The following is a 19051-nucleotide window of genomic DNA, read 5'->3' as shown; positions in this document are numbered from 1 at the left end:
TGAGCGGGGAGTGGAGACGGATGATAGGGAGAGATACTCAGGCACTGCCAGACCGAAAGGGGCAGCTCCCGCTACGGCTCTCCTACGTCGCACCGCGCCACTCCTCGACTCTACGGTTACACCTTCGGTCTTTGCTACAAGCCCATCACGGGCCGAAGCTACCTGGGGACTCAACCCTCCACGAAACGGGTGAACCGGCTGCTGCAGAGCGTGAGCGAACGGCTCCGCCGGAACACGCTGGGAAGGGACGGTGAGGAACTGGTGTTGCTCCTCAACCCCCGGCTGCAAGGATGGGCAAACTACTTCTGTCTTGGATCGGTCAGCCGAGCGTACCGGGCAGTGGATCGTCATGTCCGGTATCGGCTTCGCCGGTGGCTCTGCCGCAAGCATAAAGTCCCTGGGCAAGGAAAGNTTCAGTTCCCGGATGCGTTTCTCCAGGAGAAGCTGGGTCTCATCTCTCTCGGGAGCTCTACGCGGAGCCTGCCGTGGGCATAATCCTGCGCAAACCTTGTCCGAAAGCCGAATGCGGGAAATCCGCACGGTCGGTTTGATGAGCGGGGAGTGGAGACGGATGATAGGGAGAGATACTCAGGCACTGCCAGACCGAAAGGGGCAGCTCCCGCTACGGCTCTCCTACGTCGCACCGCGCCACTCCTCGACTCTACACAAATTTCGTACCCGAGGCGCGGACCGATGGGCCTGGATGCAAGGTGGGGCGCAGGTTTCCCCCGGAGCGATATGACGACATACGGCAAGGAGTGCCAAAAACCCAAGTCCCAACGAAGCAGACAGGACCTTTTCGCAAGCCGCAGGAGAACGCTTGTGAGACAGGCAGACCAAAGTCGGAGGCCCGCTTCGAAAAGAGTCCAATGGCTTCCACCGCGAGCAGGCGCTCCGAAAATCCCTTTTCTTCCGATAGAGAGCGGGGATAAAAAAGGCGGGAGCCCGCTACCCGCCTCGTGGATCCGCTCCTTCCTTTACCTCTTTCCTCCACGCCCTCGTCGACGCGCGGCCGCTGGAGCGGCCCTGCACTCCGACTCGGCTCCGCGACCTTCCTCTGCCTTCTCTCGGGCCTCCTTCTTGCTCTCTCTTTCCCGCCGCAGGCATGGTCGGGACTGGCCTGGGTTGCCCTGCTTCCCGCGATGACGGCCTCCCGTATCCTTCGGAACTGGCGGGAACGTGCGGGCGCGGGCTATCTGCTGGGACTCCTCTTTTTCGGTGCTACCCTCTGGTGGATCGGCAAGGTGACGATCGCGGGAACGATCGGGCTCGTTCTCTACCTCTCTCTCTACCCCGCCCTCTGGCTCGCCCTCGCCGGCCTTTGGACATTCGGCCGCCCTCCTTTCCAATCGTGGGGCAACCTCTTTGCTTCCGCCCGCCTGGCTTCCTCCTGGGTTGTCCTGGAGTGGATTCGTGGGTGGCTGTTCGGGGGGTTCCCTTGGAACACCCTGGGCGTCTCCCAGTTTCAGACGCTCGTCTTCGCCCAGACGGCGCGCCTGGGTGGAGGCCTTCTCCTTTCCTGGCTTCTCGCCTTCGGAAACGCGCTTCTCTTTTTTGCTGGCTTGCGCCTGCGGGCGGAGGTCTGCCGCGAGCAGAAGCGAACCTTTCATCTGGACCTTGCCGCCGGGCTCTTTCTCCTGGCGGCAAGCGCCTCCTACGGACTCTTGGTCCTCATCACGACCCCGACGGATACCGCGCAGACGCTCCGCTATGCGCTCATCCAACCCGCCGTTCCGCAGAGCGTCGAGAGCCCTCCCGATCCGCAGGAAGCCATCGTCCGCGAGATCACTCTCACCGAGAGAGCGAGCCAAGCGGCGCCTCAGTTCATCGTCTGGCCGGAAAGCCCGATCGGCGCGGATCTTCTCTCCACCCCCTCCCTTCGCGTGCCCCTCCTTGCCTGGGTGGAGACGTCGGAATCCTGGCTTCTCTTGGGAACCCCGCGCGTCCGAGGCGTGCAGCTTTTCAACGATGCCCTCCTCTTCGCTCCCCAAGGCCGGTCGCTTCAGACCTACGCCAAGAACCGGCTCGTCCCTTTCGGAGAGTTCGTTCCGCTCGGCAGCCAGTTCCCCATCCTCCGGAACCTCGTCCCTTTCGAGCTCGAGTTTTCTCCGGGAGCCTCCCCCGTCGTCTTCCAGCTCCAGAACCCGATGGTGCGGATTGCGCCACTCATCTGCTTCGAAGACACCTTTCCGGACTATGCCCGCCTGGTCGCTCGCGAAAACCCCGACCTCCTGGTGAACATCACCAACGACGGCTGGTTTACCGGCACCCCGGGCGCACGCCTGCATCTGGCCAATGCCATCCTTCGCGCGATCGAGCTCGACCTTCCTCTCCTCCGCTGCGGAAACACGGGAATCACCACCTTCGTCAATCAGAATGGCGCCATCGTAGCTTCTCTTCCCGAAGCGGACGCAAAGACGGATCGAGGCCAAGGCATTCTCCTGGGCGTGGCCCAGTGGCATCGGCCACGCCCCACCCTCTACCGCGCCGTCGGCGACTGGATCGTCTGGCTTTCGGTGGCGATTCTCCTCTTGGGAATGGCTCCCTCCTTACGGAAGAGCAGAATGACCCAAGACTCCGATCCAGCGTAAGCCGTGTCCATTCGGGAAGATCAGAGCCTCCTCAGTCGCTCGATCGCATGTCGGAGGCTCTCCGAACGCTCGGCCGCTCGGTCCGGCTGCCAGAGGCGACAAATAAACTCGGTCATAAACGACGGATAAAGCGGTCCGGTCTTTCTCCCACTTTCTGGACGTGGAACCATGTCCGTGCGAATTTTTCGATTCCTCGAACCGCTGGCAAGCTCCACCACCGCTGCCTTCGGGTCGGGCAGTTCTTCCGGATTCGACGGGATTCTAGTCTTATCGATTTCCAAGTAGCGGGAGATATGGATCGCATCGGCAAGCAGCCAGGCTTCTACGACCCGCACGGCCACGCAAAAGCAGAACCGGGGCTTAGCCGCCATTTCTCCCAAGCTTTCTCCTGCGGCTTGCAAAGTGGGCTTGTCTGCTTCGCTCTCGCTTGGTTTTCCATCCTTGCAGTATGTCCTCATACAGCGCCGGTGGAAAACCGGCGCCGCGCCTCGCAGACAAGCCCATTTGCGGCGCCTCGGATGCGACATTTGTGAGAAATGGCAGCGCGCGGGAAGCCAATCCTTCCGTAACAACGGAGCGCAATCGGCATCTTGGTCGAGATCAATCAGAACCATCCAAGGCTTGTAACGCGCGGCCGCGACGTAGCCGTCGAGCCCCTTTCGGACATTTGTCTTCCCATTTGTGATGTGAATCTCGCCGGGGCTTGCTCCAACGTGCGCGATCAGCTTTTTCGCGACGGCCTCATCGACAGAGCCATCGACCGTAGCGCAGATGGTGCTCCCGACGGACATCGTCAAGGATCGAGCGCCAAGAACAGTTGTTCCGGCTCGGTTGGCCCCGTCTTCGGAAGAATCGCTTCGGCGAGGTTGCTTCCGCCTTGGAGCAGCGCTTTGATCTCCGGAAATTCGGCCGCCGGCTTTACCTCGGTGCCCTCGGCGGAGGGCCGAAGTAGGAGCACTTCGTCCAATCCTATGCCTTCGTCCGTAAACAAGTCTTGGGAATGGGTGCTCAGGAAGATCTGCCGCCCGGTCTGTCGCTGCACTCGAGCGAGCATTTGAGGCAAAACTCGAACAATCCCCGGATGAAGGGAAAGCTCGGGCTCCTCCAGCAGCAGGGGTCCCCCTTTTTCGAGGATGGCCCATAGAAGCCCCATCAACCTCAAGGTCCCGTCGGAAAACTGGTTCTCCTCTTGCCAAGCCCCCTGCGGTCTCCAGTGCTCATACTGGCCGTGAAGGTGCGGCGTCCCTTTTGCATCCCGCTCCATCTTGATCTCGACGAGTTGAGGAACCGCGCCCGAAAGAGCTTTCCGGATCCTCCCCAGCCGAGAATTGCGGGTCCGTTCCTGAGTCTTGGCGATCTGCTCGAGAAAATCGCCTCCGAACGGGTCGTTCGTCCTCCCCACCGAGCGGTCGGGCTCCCGCACGAGCTGCGGGACGATATGCAAGTAGCGGATCGAAGCAAAAAAAGGCAATGTCCCGGAACGGCTGGTTGACGTTGACCTGCTCGAGATAGGTTTGCGTCAGGCGCTCGGAATCCTTTTTGTCCTCGTCGTTGGGCCGGTCGAGCACCACTTCTCCGTTGTGCTCAACCCTTTCTTTCTTCACGGCGGGACGGCGCTGCTTGTCCTGGTTGAAGGCAAGCTGGTATTCCCAGCGATCTCCGTCGGTGGCCTGCAGAGATGCGCGGATTTCGACGTCCGGATAACGGCGAGCGGCCAAGCAGCGAATCGAGCTCACGCCCCCGCGTCGGGCAATGGCTTCTCGAAAGCCGCCTCCGGGCAGTGCGAGATCCCGAAGAAAGCGAAAAGCGTCGAGAGAATTCGACTTCCCCGAAGCGTTCGGGCCGACCAGAAAGAGCCGATCTCCGATATCGACCTCTACTTGGAGGAAGTTCTTCCAGTTCTGCAACCAGAGTCGGCAAAACTTGAGGCTCATTTCCTATCCTGGTCTCTCCCTGGAGAAACGCATACTATACCGCACTACGCCTGGCCATAAACTTTGACAGACCGCCCGCCCGCATCCCAGCTCACTGGAAGGATGCCCTACCCCGCGCTTTCCGCGCCCCCAGGAAAAATCGTCTCTTCCGCGAGCAGCCGGATCGAGCGTAAGCCACGATAGCGCCCGTTGTAATCGAGTCCATAGCCGACGACGAACCGATCGGGAATCTCGAAGCCGACCCAACGGGGAACCGGAGACCCGGGAGGGCGCAATCTCTGCTTTGCCAGGAGGACACAATGGTCCACCGCAGAGGCTCCCAGGGCGCGGAGCCGCTTCTCCACGGCCTGCAAGGTGCAACCGCTATCGAGGATGTCGTCCAACACGAGCACCCGGCGGCCGGCAAACTCCCCTCCTTCCGCCTCCAACCCCTCCGGGCTGCCCGTCGAAAGGATTCCTCGGTAACTCTTCACCCGCCAAAACACGACCTCCGTCTCCGGCGAAAGCTCCCGCAAGAGATCGGCCGTGAAGAGAAGGCTTCCGTTGAGAAGGCCAACCAGGGTAAACGGGACCGAGGAGTAGGCGGTTCGAATTTCGGCCCCGATCGCCTCGACCCGCCGACGAATGGCTTCTTCCGAAAGGAGAAGGGTGCCGATCGCCGACTCGCGGCCCTCCGCTCTCAGCTGCTTCTCCACGCTCCTCCCAATCCCTCAGCCTTGTCCGTTCCCGCTGATTCCTTCCGGATTCCTCGAATAAAAAGATCGTCGCCCAACCGCTTGCACTCCTTCAACCGGAAATGCGTGCCCAGAAGCCGGTGAGGCGAATCAACCGATAACGGCCCCTCCCCGAGAATCATCGGGCAGAGGAAGAGAGCGATCTCATCGATGAGTCCTTCAGCCAAAAGACTTCCCGCAAGCTTTCCGCCTCCCTCGGCCAAGACCCGCAAGACCTCCCGCCGGCCAAGCTCTTCGAAGACCATCGGCAACGGAAAGTTCCGGAAAACCAGGGTTCGTTCCCGAACGGAGTCGGTAAAGAGGCGAAGCTGGTCCGGCAACCGTCCGGATCGGCTGACAATGACTCGCCAAGGCTGCTGCTTGCCTTTCCTGCCGGGCAAGCGGACGGTCAGCGCCGGATCATCCTTGCGCGCGGTTTCCGCGCCGACGAGGATTGCGTCCGCCTCCCAACGGAGCCGATGAGCCATCCGTCGCGAAGCGGTCCCGCTCAGCCATCGGTCATCACCGGCTCGCGTACCGATTCGCCCGTCCAAGGAGGTCGCACTCTTCTGCACGACCCAGGGCCTGCCGCTGGTAATCCAGCGGATGAACGGCCGGTTCAGCTCCCGTGCCTCCTCTTCGAGCGGGCCCAATCGGACCTCGATTCCCCCGCCCGCGAGCCTGGCAAGACCCCTCCCTTGGTGAAGAGGATTCGGATCGACCATTGCCACGATGACCCGGGTGATCCCCTCCCGGAGGATCCGATCGACACAGGGCGGTGTGCGCCCTCTGGTGCAACAGGGCTCGAGCGTTACGTAAAGGGTAGCGCCTTCCGGGGTATTGCCCTTCCGGTGGACATCCTCGATCGCTTCGACTTCCGCGTGAGGCAACCCGGCGCGCCGGTGAAATCCTTCGCCCAGAACTTTCTCGCCGCGGACCAGGACGGCGCCCACCGGCGGATTGGGACTCGACGTGCCCAGCCCCTTGCGGGCCAGCATCAAGGCTCTGCGCATCCAGCGGATGTCAGCCTCCGAAAAACTCTTCGATATACCACTCGGCATCGAATCTCTGAAGATCCTCGATCTTTTCCCCCGTACCAACAAAGAGAGTGGGAATGTTCAGTTCTTCCATGACTGCAGCGATCATCCCACCCTTGGCAGAGCCATCGAGCTTGGTCACGACGAGCCCGGAAAGCCCGACCGCCCGATGAAACTCCCCCGCCTGCGAGAGGGCATTGGTCCCCACCGTGCCGTCTACCACGAGCCAGACGTGATGGGGAGCCTGAGGATCCCTCTTCGCCAGCGTGCGCCGGATCTTCGCCGCCTCTAGCATCAAATTGTGCTTGGTCGCGAGGCGGCCCGCCGTATCGACGATGAGCAGTTGCGCCTTCTCCTCCTCGGCCTGCAGATGCGCCCGAAAGGCCACGCTCGCCGGATCTGCTCCGGAGCTCCCGGCCACGAAGCCCGAGCCGATGCGCCGAGCCCACGTCTCGAGCTGCTCGACCGCTGCCGCGCGAAACGTATCCGCCGCGGCCAGAACGACCCGCTTCCCTTCCTTCCCGTAGAGAAAGGCCAGCTTTGCCGCCGTCGTCGTCTTTCCTCCGCCATTGACCCCTACGAGCAGGATGACTTCAGGTCTTTCCAGATTTGCAACCTTTGGAGCCTCCATCGCAAGAATCTTTCGCAGCTCCTGACGGATCCGCTCTTCGGCTTCCTTCGGCTTTCGGAGCAGCCCCTCATCGCGCAATAGCTCGGTCAACCTCTCGGTTAGCACCAATCCCAAATCGGCCTCGAGCATCAGGGCCTCCCAGTCGATCTTCTCCTCTTCCTCCGGGGCAAACCTTCTGCCCAGCTTCCGCCAAAAACCCTTCATGCTACTTCTTCCCCTGCTGCACCCGAAACCGCCCGAAGCGGCCGGTTCACGTCGTGCAGCGCCCGGTCGAGCACCCCGTTGACAAACCTTCCCGATTCCTCGCTGCTCAGCTTCTTCGCCACCTCCACCGCTTCATTGACGGAGACGACCGGGGGAATCTCCACGCGATAGAAAAGCTCGTAGAGAGCCACACGCAGAATGCTCCGATCGACTGCGGCCAATCGCTCGATCTGCCAATTCTCCAGGTAATGCTCGATGCGCTCATCGAGGGAAGCGACATGCTCAATCGTTCCCAAGATCAACTCCTCGGCGAACCGGCAAGCGGAGCCGCCGGCCGGACTCAGCGCCCAAAAGTCTTCCAGGCTTTTGCGCGAGGGCGGCTCCCGACGCAGTCCCCACTGATAGAGAAATTGCACCGCTCGCACCCGGGCCATCCTCCTCGGCGACATGTTTCCCTTTTTCCCCTCCATCCCAAGCTCCCCCAATGCTCTCTCGCGTTGCTCCTCCTCCGGCTGCTCAACCCCCGGCAATGAGCTTGGCCATGGCAAGCGCAGCCCGTGCTCCTTCCTTCCCTCGGGAGAGCTCTCCCCGGGTTCTCTCCGAAGCCTCGGCTTCGGTCTTGACCGAGAGCACCTCGTGGATCACCGGGACATCTTCCTCCAGAGCGATCCTCATGAGCGCATCGGTTACCGCGCGCAAGATCTCCTGCGCGTGAGCGGTTTCTCCCTGCCAGACCACGCCGAAGGCCAGGATCGCATCATACTGTCCCGTATGTGCGAGCCGCTTGACCTGCAACGGAATCTCGAAGCTTCCCGGGACCCGGCAGAGCGTACGCTCATGCCCCTGCAACTCCTCTTCCGCCTCCGAAACCAAGGCGTCGCAATACTCCTTGTGATAGCTGCTCGCCACGATGGCAAAACGCATATGTCCCCCTGAGAAGAAGCCGGGATGACATTCCCCGCAACCCTTTTCGCCGCCACAGCGGCGAAAAGGGTTGCCGGTTAAAAGGATTCGTTCCCTTCTTTCCAGACACCGTACCGACGCAGCTTCTCGTACCGCTCCAAGAGCAGATCCTCTCTGTTTCGACCGCAGATCTCGTCGAGCGTGCCGATCAGCGCCTTCTCCAGCAACTGTGCCGCTAGGTCCCAATCCCGATGGCTCCCACCTTCCGGCTCCGGGACGATCCGATCGATCAGCCCCATCTGGTGGAGTTCCTGGGCTGTCAGCCGCAAGGCTTCGGCCGCCTGCGGAGCATGGGAACGGCTCTCCCAAAGGATCGCCGCGCACCCTTCGGGAGAAATGACGGAGTAATAGGCATTTTCCAACATGAGGATTCGGTCCGCTACCCCGATGCCGAGGGCGCCCCCGCTTCCTCCTTCCGCCAGGACTACCGCCAGGATCGGCACGGGCAACTGCGACATCTCCGCCAAATTCTCGGCAATCGCCTGTCCAATGTGGCGCTCTTCCGCCCCAACGCCCGGATAGGCTCCAGGCGTGTCGATGAAAGCCACGACGGGGAGCCCAAATGTCGCCGCCAGCCGCATCACGCGAAGCGCCTTGCGATAACCTTCCGGATGCGGGCAGCCAAAGTTTCGCCGCAGATTCTCTTTCAGGTTCCGCCCCTTTTGTTGCCCGATAAAAGCCGTTCTTCGTCCACCGAAAGTGGCCAAGCCGGCAACCATCGCGGGATCGTTGCCGTATGCCCGGTCGCCTCCCAACTCCAGGAAGCCCTGAGCCAACCGCTCCAAAAAGTCGAGTGTGTAAGGTCTTTGCGGATGGCGCGCAATCTGGACGCGCTGCCAAGCGGTCAAGCTTGCGTAGAGCGAGCGCCGCGCCTCGCCCAGCCGTCTTTCCAAGGTCGCAATCTCTTCCTTCAAGCCGACCGGATTCTGCTTGGCTCGCGCCTTGAGGCTTTCCAGAGAACGCTCCATCTCCCAGATCGGCTTCTCGAACTCTAGTGGTGTCGTCGTCACCTGCCCCTGAAGCATAGGAGGAAAGGGGCGGCTGACGCATCAGAAAAAAATCAAAACGGTGGCCAATTCCCTTCCACGAGCCGCCATTTCTCACAAAGTTCGTAGCCCAGGCGCCGCAAATGCCATTGGATGCGAGGCGCGGCGCCGGTTTTCCACCGGAGCTGTAGGAAGACAGACCGCAAGGATGGAAAACCAAGCGAGAGAGAAGCAGACGAGCCCATTTCGCAAGCCGCAGGAGAAAGCTTGTGTGGAGTCGAGGAGTGGCGCGGTGCGACGTAGGAGAGCCATAGCGGGAGCTGCCCCTTTCGGTATGACAGTGCCTGAGTATCTCTCCCTATCGGCCGTTTCCACTCCCCGCTCATCAAACCGAACAGGCGGATTTCCCGCATTCGGCTTCCGGACAAGGTTGGTGCAGGATTATGCCCACGGTAAGCTCCGCGTACATCTCCCGAGGGGGATGAGGTCGAACTTGCCTTCGCTTTCTCCTGCAACGTCCTCTGGAGCCTCTGAACCCGCAAGGGAGGTTGTAGGCGTGCCGCCAATCTCCGTGCTCTCTCTCCTTCGTACGTTTCCCTTGAACTAAGGCCCCTTCCCTCCCTCGAACTTTCTCCGAGTTCTCCGGTACCTCGGGCCTATCCGACTCCCACCCGGCCCCGCTTCGGCCCCTCGCAGGGCAGCGGTCGGTCCGCTCGGGGCTAACCCGAACTCCCGGCCAGATGGGCCTCCCGTGTTGATGCATCGTCCTTTGCACGCATGCCCTCGCCCAATACCCCGGCGGCTCTCCCCAGTGCACGTATTGCTCTCCTTCCCAGGGAGACAACGGCCTTCGCTTCTCTCTCACGAGCTCGGCGTCCGCATTGCCCGTTTCGAGGCTTTGTTCAGCGTTCACTTGCCTTAGGGCCTGCTTGCTCGCTGACCCGCTTCCCGGGCCTTTTCCCCCAGAGGCTTCGACCGCTGGCGTTACCACCAGTAGCCGCTCCGAGTGCTTCCGGCTGGAGCAATAGTTGCCGGGTGGAGATCACTCCCTCCCCACTGGGCGATGCACCCTTTTCACGGCGCACGAGAAATGACTGCTAGCACTCGGATGTCCCTCATTCTGCTTGCGGGAGGACCTCCTTCCCCGAATGCTCGGAGCCGTCCATGCCTTCGACTGAGCGATCCCCGTCTCCGCTCCTCGCCTTCCTCGCCTACCTTCTCTCGATCTTCTTGGCCGCCACCCTGCTGAGTCCGGCGATTCATGCACTCCTGCACCGTCTTTATCCCGCCCCACCCGAGCGATATTTTCGCCGCGTCCTCGAGATCTCGGCTCTCCTCCTCCTGCTGACCTTCCGAAAAAAGATGGGCATCCGCTCTTGGCCCGACATCGGCTTTTCCCGGCCCGTTCTTCGCCCGTTACTTTTGGGATGCCTGCTGGGATTGGTTTCTGGCCTTCTCTGCCTCCTGCCGCTCGCTCTCTCCGCTCGACCTGGCCACCAGGTCGGCATTCACCTGGAACCCGCGTCTTTCGCGCTCTGGATCGGCCGAGGCATGCTCATCGCCCTCTCCGAGGAGCTCCTCTTCCGCGGGATCTTCTTCACCACCCTCCGGCGTGGTCTCGGTCCCTTCCTCGGCCTCCTCGCAAGCGCGCTCCTTTTTTGCCTCGCCCATTATTTGCGAGCCGGCCCGACAGCGGCGGAAGGCCCGCTCACCCTCTTCACGGGCTGGAATCTCCTTTCGGCCCATTTGGCGCCCATCCTCTCGTTTGCCTGGTTGGACCCTCGGGGACTTCTCCTCTTTTCGGCCGGAGCAGCTCTCGCTGCGGCCTACCAGGTGACGGGCTCCCTTTGGCTGCCCATCGGGATCCATGCTCTCTGGGTCGCCATTCTCTACGGCCTGGAGGCCCAGTCCGGTGGATCTCCTCTCGGCTGGTGGAGCCCCTTGGTGATTGCCTTTTTGGGAATCTTGCTATGGACCGGCTTTGGGTGGCAGCGGCGTGGGCGAGCCGCCTAGCGGGCGATCTGCTCGATCTTCTCTTTCCGCCCCGCGCGGAGGAGGGGACCCTCCGAGAGCACCGCCCTCCCTTTTGCGCCCGGTGCTCTGCGCCGGCATTTTCCCTCTGCCCGCGCTGCCAGGAGAACCCTCCCCGCTTCTTCTGGGCACGTGCACCCTACCGCTACTCCGGCGCGGTAAAGCAAGCGGTCCTAGAGCTCAAGTACGGCAAGCAAGTGGATCGGATTCCGTGGCTGGCCGAACGGCTCGAGGTCGGATTCCGCACGTATGCCGCGACCTTTGCTTGGGACGCCCTGGTCCCGGTTCCGCTCCACCCCGGTTCGAGAGCGCTCCCGTGGCTTCAATCAGGCGGAGGAGATCGCCCGCTTCCTGGGCATGAGGCAAGGCATTCCAGTCAGAAAAGCCCTCTTCCGAGTCCGCCCAACCCCACCCCAAGCGGGCCTGCCCAGTCCAGAGCGAGCGAGAAATCTCGTCGAAGCCTTCCGCCCGCAAACGCATTTTGACCTTGTCGGCAAAAACCTGCTATTAGTGGACGACGTAATCACGACCGGAACAACAGCGCGGGAGTGTGCGGCCCGGCTCTGGGAGCTGGGGGCTGGGACGGTGTGCGTTCTGGCGGTCGCGCGATCCTAGCTGAACCCATCCTCTCTCATGAACAAGAGCCACGATCGCCATCCAGCACCCCGCATCCCCTCCGGCCCAAAGCGAAACATTCCCGGAGGGCTTTGGGTGAAATGTCCGGTCTGTGAGCATATGCTCTACGCCAAGGAACTCGCTCAGAGTCAACGGGTCTGCCAGTACTGCCAGCACCACTTTCCGCTTCCCGCTCGCGAACGGATTGCTCTCCTGGTCGATCCCGACAGCTTCCGAGAGACCGACTCCTCCCTCTCTTCGGTCGACACCCTTCATTTTCATGGCGCCAAGAGCTACGAGGACCGACTCGCTCATTATCAGCAGAAGACCGGCCTTTGCGATGCGGTCATCTGCGGAACGGGACGAATCCATCAAAAAGCCGTTTCCCTTGCGGTCATGGATTTTCAATTCCTCGGCGGGAGCATGGGTTCGGTCGTAGGGGAAAAGATCACCCGGGCGATCGAGCGAGGCACCAGAGCGCGCCAGCCGGTCTTGATCGTCTCGGCTTCGGGGGGCGCCCGCATGTACGAGGGGATGCTCAGCCTCCTGCAATTGGCCAAGACGAGCGCCGCCCTAGTCCGGCTCAAGCGAGCCGGAATGCCCTTTCTATCGATTCTGACCAACCCGACGATGGCGGGAGTGACGGCAAGCTTCGCTTCCCTGGGAGACATCATTCTCGCCGAACCCAAGGCCATGATCGGTTTTGCGGGAGCCCGGGTCATCCGGGAAACCACGCACCAAGAGCTTCCCAACGGCTTTCAGACTGCGGAGTTCCTCTACGAGAAAGGCTTGATCGACCAGATCGTCCATCGGCACCGCCTTCGTGCCGTGATCACATCCTTTCTTGATTACCTGGCTCCCGCCGTTCCTAAAACCATAGACAATCATTCCTCTACCAGGGTAGATCGTCCAGGACGCCGGCCGAACAGTGCTGCCGACGGTTCGCGTGCCGGGGTTCCGCCGGCAAAGCCCGGGTAGCGCCCAATGCCCGCGCTTTCGGGGACAGAGGCGCGGGAGACAGTCGATTGCCTCCCGCACGGACGGGCGCTCGGATAGACCCAATCCTCTCCGGGCGACGGCATAGGCCGCGCCCTGGTGAGAACCGATACCATGACGGCGAGCGTGGTTCACCGCGCCGATCACGGAAGTGTAGGCCGGGTTGACTTCGATCACTTCAACTCCGGCACGAAAAGAAGCCGCCTTGAGCATGGAGATCGCCTTGGCGTAGGAGAAGGAAGAGAGCGAGCGAGCCCGAACGGGATCGACCGACTCAAGCTCGACCTTCCTCTTGCAAAGATCCAATCGCTCGATCACGAGCGGCTTGCCCGATTCGGTGCAGGCCCGGACGATCTCCCGGCACGCATTGCCGATGATCGCTTTCGCCTGCTCCTCGCTCTTGCCATAGAGATTCAATCCAAGCCGGCGAATCCTCACCAGGTTGCCGAAGCGCTCCGTTTCGGCTACCGCCAGATGGTCCTCGTTGATGTCGAGGCCGACCGCTCCGGCAAGGCGGCGTGTCACCAGGGCAACAGGTTGCGCCTCGACGCTCACAAACACCCGCCACCCCGATCGGTCCCGCACGAAGCGGTAGCTCACCGCGGATCCCTCCCGCTTGCGGACGAGTTTCCCTGTCTTGGTTTGCGCGGTCACGAGCCGGCTGGCGGAGAGCGCCTGGAGAATCGCTTCCTGTCCGTAGGCGAAGCGCACGCCCTCCAGCACCAGGTGTTTGCTCGGGCCTCCCAATCCGTCCGGCAGTCGCAACCGCAGCCGCAGGCTGCCGTCCGGTTCGGCTACTGCTTGGCAGGACTGGTTGCCCGCCGTCTCGTCCTTCGATCCGAGCACCAAGAACTGGCTGCTCCGCTCCGTCTGCCAATCCTTCTTCCAAGCGGCATGATCAACGTATCCGCTCTCTTCCAGGGCAAACTGCTTGCGGAAGAGGCGGCGGGAACCGAAGCAGAGCCGGACCTGGCCGGACTCCTGATCGGCAAGGAGCGTCTCGAGCTTCGTCCGTAGGATGGCAAGCCGCCGCTTTTTCTGGTGCAGCAGGCTCGAGCCCGGCTTCTTTTCCTCAAGCCGGCCGATCGCCTCTTCTGCTCTCTTGATCCGCCCTTTGGTCTCCTCAATCCACTCGGGCCGCCTCTCCTGGATTGAGGCGATCTTGCCTTCGAGCTCGATCCGGATGGCGTTGAACTGCCGGGCGGTGAGGCCGAACCGGAGCAGGAACGACCGCTTGAGCTCGTTCCGGGGAACGCCAGCCCGCATCTTGGCGAAGAGAGTCCGCTGCGCCAGCCCGTGGAGCGCCGCATAGGCGTCGAGACACGAAGCCTGCTCGGGTTCAGCGTCAAACGGGTCTGGTAGGTGAAAACAGGAAGCTTACTCATGGATCGCTTCGAGCGCCTTCTTGGCGCGGTTCTGGGCGGACCTCTTCCCGTAAAGCCTGGCACACATAGAAACGATAACTTCGTGCAAGTCGCGCACGATATCGTCGGTCCTCTCGTCCGGATCCACCACCAGGACCGATCGGCTCTGCGCAGCCAATGCCGCATCAAGGTACTCGAAGCCAAAGCGCATCAGCCGGTCGCGATGCTCGACCAGGATGACGCCGACCTTCGGATCACGGAGCAGCCCAATCATGCCTTTCCGATGGCCGTTCAGTCCGGAGCCGACCTCCTTGACGGCCTTGACGATCGGCAACCGTTTGCTCAGAGCGAACTCGGAGAACCCAAGCCAATTGCCGGTCCAGATCCGCTTTTTGATCGGTGCTGGATACCCGCGCGTAGAGGGCGACCCCATTGGGTTGTGAGGACTCCGCATGAACGATCAGCGTTCCGGTCGGCAACTGCTCGACCGGGACGGGCAAACGCCCTGCCGCTTGGCCCAGACACTCAACTTCACTCGAACATACTTCCATGAAATTCCCTATGTGTCCATATATTATTTAGCTGTTGGCAACCCCTCCCCCCGCAGACCAACCGGCGGCGGACGACGTCGCCGAATAAATCTCACCGCATCGGTGCTAATCCAACTTGGGCGTGGCCGCCATGAGCTCCGTGAGCGCTCCTTTCCAAATGCGTCCCAGTTCTGCCAGCTCGATCTCCAGTCGATCCTGACCCTGTTCGAGCCTCAGCCAAGAGCCCGTGACCCATCCGATCGATTGCACCTCGATCTCTCGCCGCGCGCACTCCTCTTCCACCGCCTTCTTCTCCTCCTCAGCCACAGTAATGAGCAGCCTTCCCTGGCTCTCTCCGAACAGAAGCTCCTCTGCGGTCGGCGACGCCGGGAGGGAGACTTCGGCACCCAGGCAGCCGGTCCCAGTCAGAGACGATTCCAAGAGCGCAATGGCCAATCCTCCGTCCGAGAGATCGTGAGCGCTATGGACGACTCCCCGAGCGGCGAGCGCTCGAAGCACCGAACAGAGCCCTTGTTCCTGTGGCAAATCGACCATGGGTGCCGGTCCCTGCCGCCTACCGAGAACTTCCCAAGCATAGATCGAACCAGAAAGCCCCTTTCCCCACCCCCCGAGGAGCAGCAGACGATCTCCCTCCCTTTGAAATCCCATGGGAATGATCTCTTCCTTCCGCTCAATTTGACCGACTGCCGCAACCACCGGGGAAGGCAGAATCGCGCCGATCGGCGATTCATTGTAGAGGCTCACGTTTCCTCCCGTCACGGGAAGGCCGAATGCCCGACATGCCTCCGCGATCCCTTCGACCGCTCCTCGCAGTTGTCCAAAAGCTTCCGGCCGATACGGATCCCCAAAATTGAGATTGTCGGTGACTCCCAACGGGCGCGCTCCGCTTACCGCCAGATTCCGAACCGCCTCGGCGACCGCGGCCTCTCCTCCGCGGTAGGGGTCGAGCGCCGCATAGCGGGAGTTGCCGTCGACGGTGAAGGCCAGATACTTGGTCTTACCCTCCAGACGAACGCGGAGAACCGCCGCATCCGCGCGCTCCGGCCCCATGGTTGTGCCAATCCCGACCATCCAATCATACTGCTGCCAGACCCATTCCTTGGAGGCCAGGGAGGGAAGTCCCGCGATCGCCATCCAGGACGACCTGCACTCCGTCAAGCCAAGAGGCCGCTCGACGAGGATCGCTTCCGAAGAAGACAACGACGTCTTTGCCTCCCGTTCGTAGACCGGAGCGTCCTCCGTCAAGAGCCGCGCTGGCAGCTCCACGACGGCCTTCCCTCCGATCCGGCAACGGAGCAGGCCGTCGCTGCTCACCTTTCCAATCTGCTGCAGGGGCACGCCCCACTTGGCGAAGACTTCTTCCGCCTCTCGTTCTCTCCCTTGTTGAAGAATCAGAAGCATCCTCTCCTGCGACTCCGAGAGAAGGATGTCCGCCGCATGCAACCCTGGTTCCCGAAGCGCTACTCGGTCCAGATCGATCTCCATCCCCACGTTCCCCCGCGCCGCTGTTTCGCTCGTCGAGCAGCCGATTCCGGCCGCTCCCATGTCCTGCACCCCGACCACTACGCCCTTTCGCTCAAAAAGCTCCAGGCAGGCTTCCATCAGGATCTTGCCCATAAAGGGATCGCCGACCTGGACCGCCGGCCGATCCTCCCGCGAGTCGGAGCCGAGCAGCCGCGAAGCGAAGGCCGCCCCTTTGAGCCCATCCCTGCCCGTCCGTGAACCCGCCACGAAGACCGGATTTCCCACTCCGGCGGCCGCCCCCTTCTGAATCCGATCGTGGCGAACGACTCCCGCGCAAAAGACGTTGACCAGGGGATTGCCATCGTAGGACGGGTCAAACGTCAGCTCTCCGCCGACGGTCGGAATCCCCACGCAATTCCCGTAATGGGCAATCCCGCCGACAATGCCTCGTAAAAGGCGCCGGTTGTTCCGCACGCCTGGGTCCTCCCCGCGGATCTCTCCCAGCCGCAAAGAGTCCAAGAAACAGAGCGGCCGGGCTCCCATCGTGTAGATATCCCGAAGGATCCCGCCCACCCCCGTGGCCGCCCCTTGAAACGGCTCCACCGCACTCGGATGATTATGGGACTCGATCTTGAAGACCACTGCCCAGCCGTCGCCGATGTCGAGAGCTCCCGCATTTTCCTCTCCGGCCTGGACGAGAACCCCAGGCCCTTGCGTCGGAAACTTCCGGAGCTCCCGTTTCGAGTTCTTGTAGCAGCAGTGCTCGCTCCAGAGGACCGAAAAGAGAGCGAGCTCCGTCTCATTCGGCGGTCGCCCAAGAGCTTCCTCGATCCGCAAGATTTCCTCCGGCAAAAGGCCGGTCTTTTCCGCAAGGCTCTGCCTCTCCGCTTGACTCGTCATTCCTGATCCTCGCTCCAAAATCGTCGTTCTCCTCGGAGGAAGGTCGCCAAAAGGCGCGGCTCCGGCTCGTCCGCCAACAAGCAGAAGCTCGCTTCCGCCCCCTCCTCCAAGCCGTGGCGGAGCGAGAGCCAGCCGGCGGGCCGCACCGAGAATGCGTCCCAACATTCCGCCCATGGTCTTTCGAGCAGCGCCGCTGCTCGAAAGACTGCGGCGAACGGAGTCAAGGTCGAGCCCGCCAGCCTGCCGGAAGCCACATCGACGGCTCTTCCCTCTTCGTCCACATCGACCCTTCGATCCCCCAGCCGATAGGATCCTTGCCCCATCCCCGCCGCGGCAATGGCGTCGGTGATCAGGATGAGCCGGTCCCCCAAGGCTTGCGCCACCGCCCGAAGCGCGTGCGGCGGCAGATGAATGCCGTCGGCAATCACGCTGGCGTAGGGCAAATTCGACCCGAGGGCATGAACGAGCGGGTTTTCCCACTTCGGAAGCAGATGGGGCAGCCCGTTACCGAGGTGAGTCCAAAGGGAAGCCCCCGCTTCGATCGCCTGCGCCAGCGCGGCCCCCATGGCCCCCGAATGGCCGATCGCCACCCGGATTCCCTCGCCCACGGCCGCGCGGACCAGATCGAGCCCTTCCTCGGAAGCCTCCGGGGCCACGGTAATCATCCTGCAGCCACCGCCGCAGGCCTTCTGCGCCCAGGAAAGCCATGCTGGATCGGCCGGCATCATCCACTTCGGATCATGAACGCCGACATACCCCTCTTCGGGTCGCAGGAACGGCCCTTCCAGATGAAAGCCCAAGCCGTTGATCGGCTCCTCCGCCCAATGCTCCCGCAAGGCAGGAAGGAGTTCCCGGTAGGAATCCTCCGGACGGGTGATCACAGTCGCCAAAAAGTGCGTGCAGCCTTCGGCAAGGAGACTCTGGCAAAGCCGCTTCCACTCGCTTCGACCGATCGGGCTTCCGTTGAGATCCACCCCACTAAACCCGTTGACCTGAATGTCAACCAGCCCCGGGGCCATCCAAGGGAGACCCCTGAGGTCGTGGCGCGCCGGCGCGATCCGCTGGTAGAATGGCGGCTCTATCTCAACAGCCAGAGCTTCTCCCGTCCGATAATGGCGAGCCTCGACAACGATCACTTGACGCGACACCTTCGCGTATTCCTTGTATGCTCGCGGGCGCGGGTTGGCAATCGAGGAGGAAAGGCCGACTGCTCCGAGGGAGACAGAAGCGGTAAACAACCCGCGACTGAAGTCGCAGGCTTTATCGTGAAGCGCAGACATGGTTGCCAACATCCGCACCTCCAACATTAGGCGTGCTTACGGCCGCCCTTGGCGGAACCATCGTTCCGCCAATCCGGGCAAGGTTCCGACTTGCGTTCAAGTCGCTATGCGCCCGGAGACCACAGTGAGGACACGCGAAACGATGCTTCGTGCGTCTGCCCAATTGTTTACAAGACGAGCAGGTTTGGCTCGTGTAGGCCGGATCGACGTATTCGACCGCGATGCCGGCCGATTTCGCCTTGTACTCGACAAAGCGTTGGAGCTGCCGGAAGGTCCAGCGATGCAATCTTCCTCGCATGCGCTTGCCAGCCTTGATCCGGTCTCGGATATGCGTCAGGTCCTCCATCATGATCTTGGCAACTCCGGCCTCGAGCGCCTCCCGCACGATGGCCTTGCTCGTCTCGTGGTTCACATGNGTGACGTGCCGCCNCTCCTTGCCGGAGACCTGCCGAAGCTTCTGTTTTGCGCTTCGGCTGCCGTTGGACTGGAGACGGCGACGCAGGGCGAGATGGCGGTCGCGACGATCGCACAGACGACCGCCGCCGAATATCCCTCCCAAACTATGTGCCGCGAGATTGTTTTCGCCGACATCCACTCCCATTACCGGGCCGGATGCGATCGACTCCTTGTCGTCGGATTCGACGACGAGATTGAAATACCAGTTCCCCTTCCGAAACACCAGTTCCGCCTCCTTCGGCCGGCCGGAGGAGAGGATGCGCCGCTGGTGTTCCCCAAGACGCATCGGAACGATGACGCGTCCGCCCAGGGTATAAAGCGAGACGGCATTCTTC

The 19051-nt window shown here is 62.0% G+C and carries 15 protein-coding genes and 3 pseudogenes; 5 read left to right on the top strand and 13 right to left on the bottom strand.

Features of this window, described 5'->3' with window-relative positions; all coding sequences use genetic code 11:
• Positions 1-189: 189 nt before the first annotated feature.
• The gene (locus tag A37A_RS19240) at positions 190-495 is read left to right on the top strand and encodes a group II intron maturase-specific domain-containing protein (RefSeq protein ID WP_018291244.1); all 306 of its coding nucleotides are present in this window, start codon (positions 190-192) and stop codon (positions 493-495) included.
• A 464-nt stretch (positions 496-959) separates the two neighbouring features.
• Positions 960-2591: an apolipoprotein N-acyltransferase gene (gene lnt / locus A37A_RS16795; protein ID WP_018291243.1), complete on the top strand. Its 1632-nt coding sequence runs from the start codon at positions 960-962 to the stop codon at positions 2589-2591.
• Positions 2592-2611: 20 nt separating this feature from the next.
• Here the strand turns inward: lnt and A37A_RS20105 are convergent, their stop codons facing one another.
• The 8 genes and pseudogenes from A37A_RS20105 to A37A_RS0109300 all read right to left on the bottom strand — a co-directional run bounded on the left by A37A_RS20105 (position 2612) and on the right by A37A_RS0109300 (position 9083).
• Complete coding sequence (locus tag A37A_RS20105; RefSeq protein WP_155996549.1) at positions 2612-2962, bottom strand: hypothetical protein; 351 nt, start codon at positions 2960-2962, stop codon at positions 2612-2614.
• A 422-nt stretch (positions 2963-3384) separates the two neighbouring features.
• Positions 3385-4525 (bottom strand): annotated as a pseudogene (locus A37A_RS22155) (AAA family ATPase).
• A gap of 107 nt (positions 4526-4632) precedes the next feature.
• The gene (locus A37A_RS0109325; protein ID WP_018291241.1) at positions 4633-5220 is read right to left on the bottom strand and encodes a phosphoribosyltransferase; all 588 of its coding nucleotides are present in this window, start codon (positions 5218-5220) and stop codon (positions 4633-4635) included.
• Positions 5205-6251: a bifunctional diaminohydroxyphosphoribosylaminopyrimidine deaminase/5-amino-6-(5-phosphoribosylamino)uracil reductase RibD gene (gene ribD / locus A37A_RS16785; protein WP_018291240.1), complete on the bottom strand. Its 1047-nt coding sequence runs from the start codon at positions 6249-6251 to the stop codon at positions 5205-5207. Before ribD ends, A37A_RS0109325 begins: the two co-directional genes overlap by 16 nt.
• Before the next feature lie 10 nt (positions 6252-6261).
• Positions 6262-7110: a signal recognition particle-docking protein FtsY gene (gene ftsY, locus A37A_RS0109315; RefSeq protein WP_018291239.1), complete on the bottom strand. Its 849-nt coding sequence runs from the start codon at positions 7108-7110 to the stop codon at positions 6262-6264.
• On the bottom strand, positions 7107-7559 hold the full coding sequence (gene nusB / locus A37A_RS16780; RefSeq protein ID WP_081616284.1) for a transcription antitermination factor NusB: 453 nt from the start codon (positions 7557-7559) through the stop codon (positions 7107-7109). Before nusB ends, ftsY begins: the two co-directional genes overlap by 4 nt.
• 67 nt (positions 7560-7626) lie before the next feature.
• Entirely contained in the window at positions 7627-8034 is a 408-nt protein-coding gene (ribH, locus tag A37A_RS0109305) for a 6,7-dimethyl-8-ribityllumazine synthase (protein ID WP_018291237.1), read from the bottom strand.
• A 77-nt stretch (positions 8035-8111) separates the two neighbouring features.
• Positions 8112-9083: an acetyl-CoA carboxylase carboxyltransferase subunit alpha gene (locus A37A_RS0109300; RefSeq protein ID WP_026195761.1), complete on the bottom strand. Its 972-nt coding sequence runs from the start codon at positions 9081-9083 to the stop codon at positions 8112-8114.
• Between the two features lie 1140 nt (positions 9084-10223).
• Here A37A_RS0109300 and A37A_RS0109290 point away from each other — a divergent pair.
• From A37A_RS0109290 to accD, 3 genes are all read left to right on the top strand, one after another.
• Entirely contained in the window at positions 10224-11072 is an 849-nt protein-coding gene (locus A37A_RS0109290) for a CPBP family intramembrane glutamic endopeptidase (protein WP_018291234.1), read from the top strand.
• Positions 11073-11339: 267 nt separating this feature from the next.
• The gene (locus A37A_RS20100) at positions 11340-11705 is read left to right on the top strand and encodes a ComF family protein (protein ID WP_155996548.1); all 366 of its coding nucleotides are present in this window, start codon (positions 11340-11342) and stop codon (positions 11703-11705) included.
• A gap of 18 nt (positions 11706-11723) precedes the next feature.
• The gene (gene accD, locus A37A_RS19230) at positions 11724-12683 is read left to right on the top strand and encodes an acetyl-CoA carboxylase, carboxyltransferase subunit beta (protein WP_081616237.1); all 960 of its coding nucleotides are present in this window, start codon (positions 11724-11726) and stop codon (positions 12681-12683) included.
• Positions 12684-12908: 225 nt separating this feature from the next.
• On the opposite strand, the pseudogene A37A_RS21400 reads toward accD, so the two are convergent.
• The 5 genes and pseudogenes from A37A_RS21400 to A37A_RS16765 form a co-directional block, all read right to left on the bottom strand.
• A pseudogene (locus tag A37A_RS21400) lies at positions 12909-13967 on the bottom strand (IS200/IS605 family accessory protein TnpB-related protein); the annotation flags it as partial.
• Between the two features lie 111 nt (positions 13968-14078).
• Positions 14079-14490, bottom strand: a pseudogene (locus A37A_RS16775) (IS607 family transposase); the annotation flags it as partial.
• Between the two features lie 231 nt (positions 14491-14721).
• Positions 14722-16980: a phosphoribosylformylglycinamidine synthase subunit PurL gene (gene purL, locus A37A_RS16770; protein WP_018291230.1), complete on the bottom strand. Its 2259-nt coding sequence runs from the start codon at positions 16978-16980 to the stop codon at positions 14722-14724.
• The gene (locus tag A37A_RS0109255; RefSeq protein ID WP_155996547.1) at positions 16977-18272 is read right to left on the bottom strand and encodes an N-acetylglucosamine-6-phosphate deacetylase; all 1296 of its coding nucleotides are present in this window, start codon (positions 18270-18272) and stop codon (positions 16977-16979) included. Before A37A_RS0109255 ends, purL begins: the two co-directional genes overlap by 4 nt.
• On the bottom strand, positions 18241-19051 hold an 811-nt coding region (locus A37A_RS16765), incomplete at its 5' end, for an RNA-guided endonuclease TnpB family protein (RefSeq protein WP_018291228.1). The genes A37A_RS16765 and A37A_RS0109255, both read right to left, overlap by 32 nt.

The sequence above is a fragment of the Verrucomicrobium sp. 3C genome (assembly GCF_000379365.1).
Lineage (GTDB): Bacteria > Verrucomicrobiota > Verrucomicrobiia > Methylacidiphilales > Methylacidiphilaceae > Methylacidimicrobium.
This window is presented reverse-complemented; position numbering and strand designations above follow the sequence as displayed.

Coding starts and splice junctions, on each gene's coding strand:
- A37A_RS20105 (WP_155996549.1), bottom strand. CDS start 2,962: ATGGCGGCTAAGCCCCGGTTCTGCTTTTGCGTGGCCGTGCGGGTCGTA.
- ribD (WP_018291240.1), bottom strand. CDS start 6,251: ATGCGCAGAGCCTTGATGCTGGCCCGCAAGGGGCTGGGCACGTCGAGT.
- ftsY (WP_018291239.1), bottom strand. CDS start 7,110: ATGAAGGGTTTTTGGCGGAAGCTGGGCAGAAGGTTTGCCCCGGAGGAA.
- nusB (WP_081616284.1), bottom strand. CDS start 7,559: ATGTCGCCGAGGAGGATGGCCCGGGTGCGAGCGGTGCAATTTCTCTAT.
- ribH (WP_018291237.1), bottom strand. CDS start 8,034: ATGCGTTTTGCCATCGTGGCGAGCAGCTATCACAAGGAGTATTGCGAC.
- A37A_RS0109290 (WP_018291234.1), top strand. CDS start 10,224: ATGCCTTCGACTGAGCGATCCCCGTCTCCGCTCCTCGCCTTCCTCGCC.
- A37A_RS20100 (WP_155996548.1), top strand. CDS start 11,340: ATGCCGCGACCTTTGCTTGGGACGCCCTGGTCCCGGTTCCGCTCCACC.
- accD (WP_081616237.1), top strand. CDS start 11,724: ATGAACAAGAGCCACGATCGCCATCCAGCACCCCGCATCCCCTCCGGC.
- purL (WP_018291230.1), bottom strand. CDS start 16,980: ATGACGAGTCAAGCGGAGAGGCAGAGCCTTGCGGAAAAGACCGGCCTT.
- A37A_RS0109255 (WP_155996547.1), bottom strand. CDS start 18,272: ATGTTGGCAACCATGTCTGCGCTTCACGATAAAGCCTGCGACTTCAGT.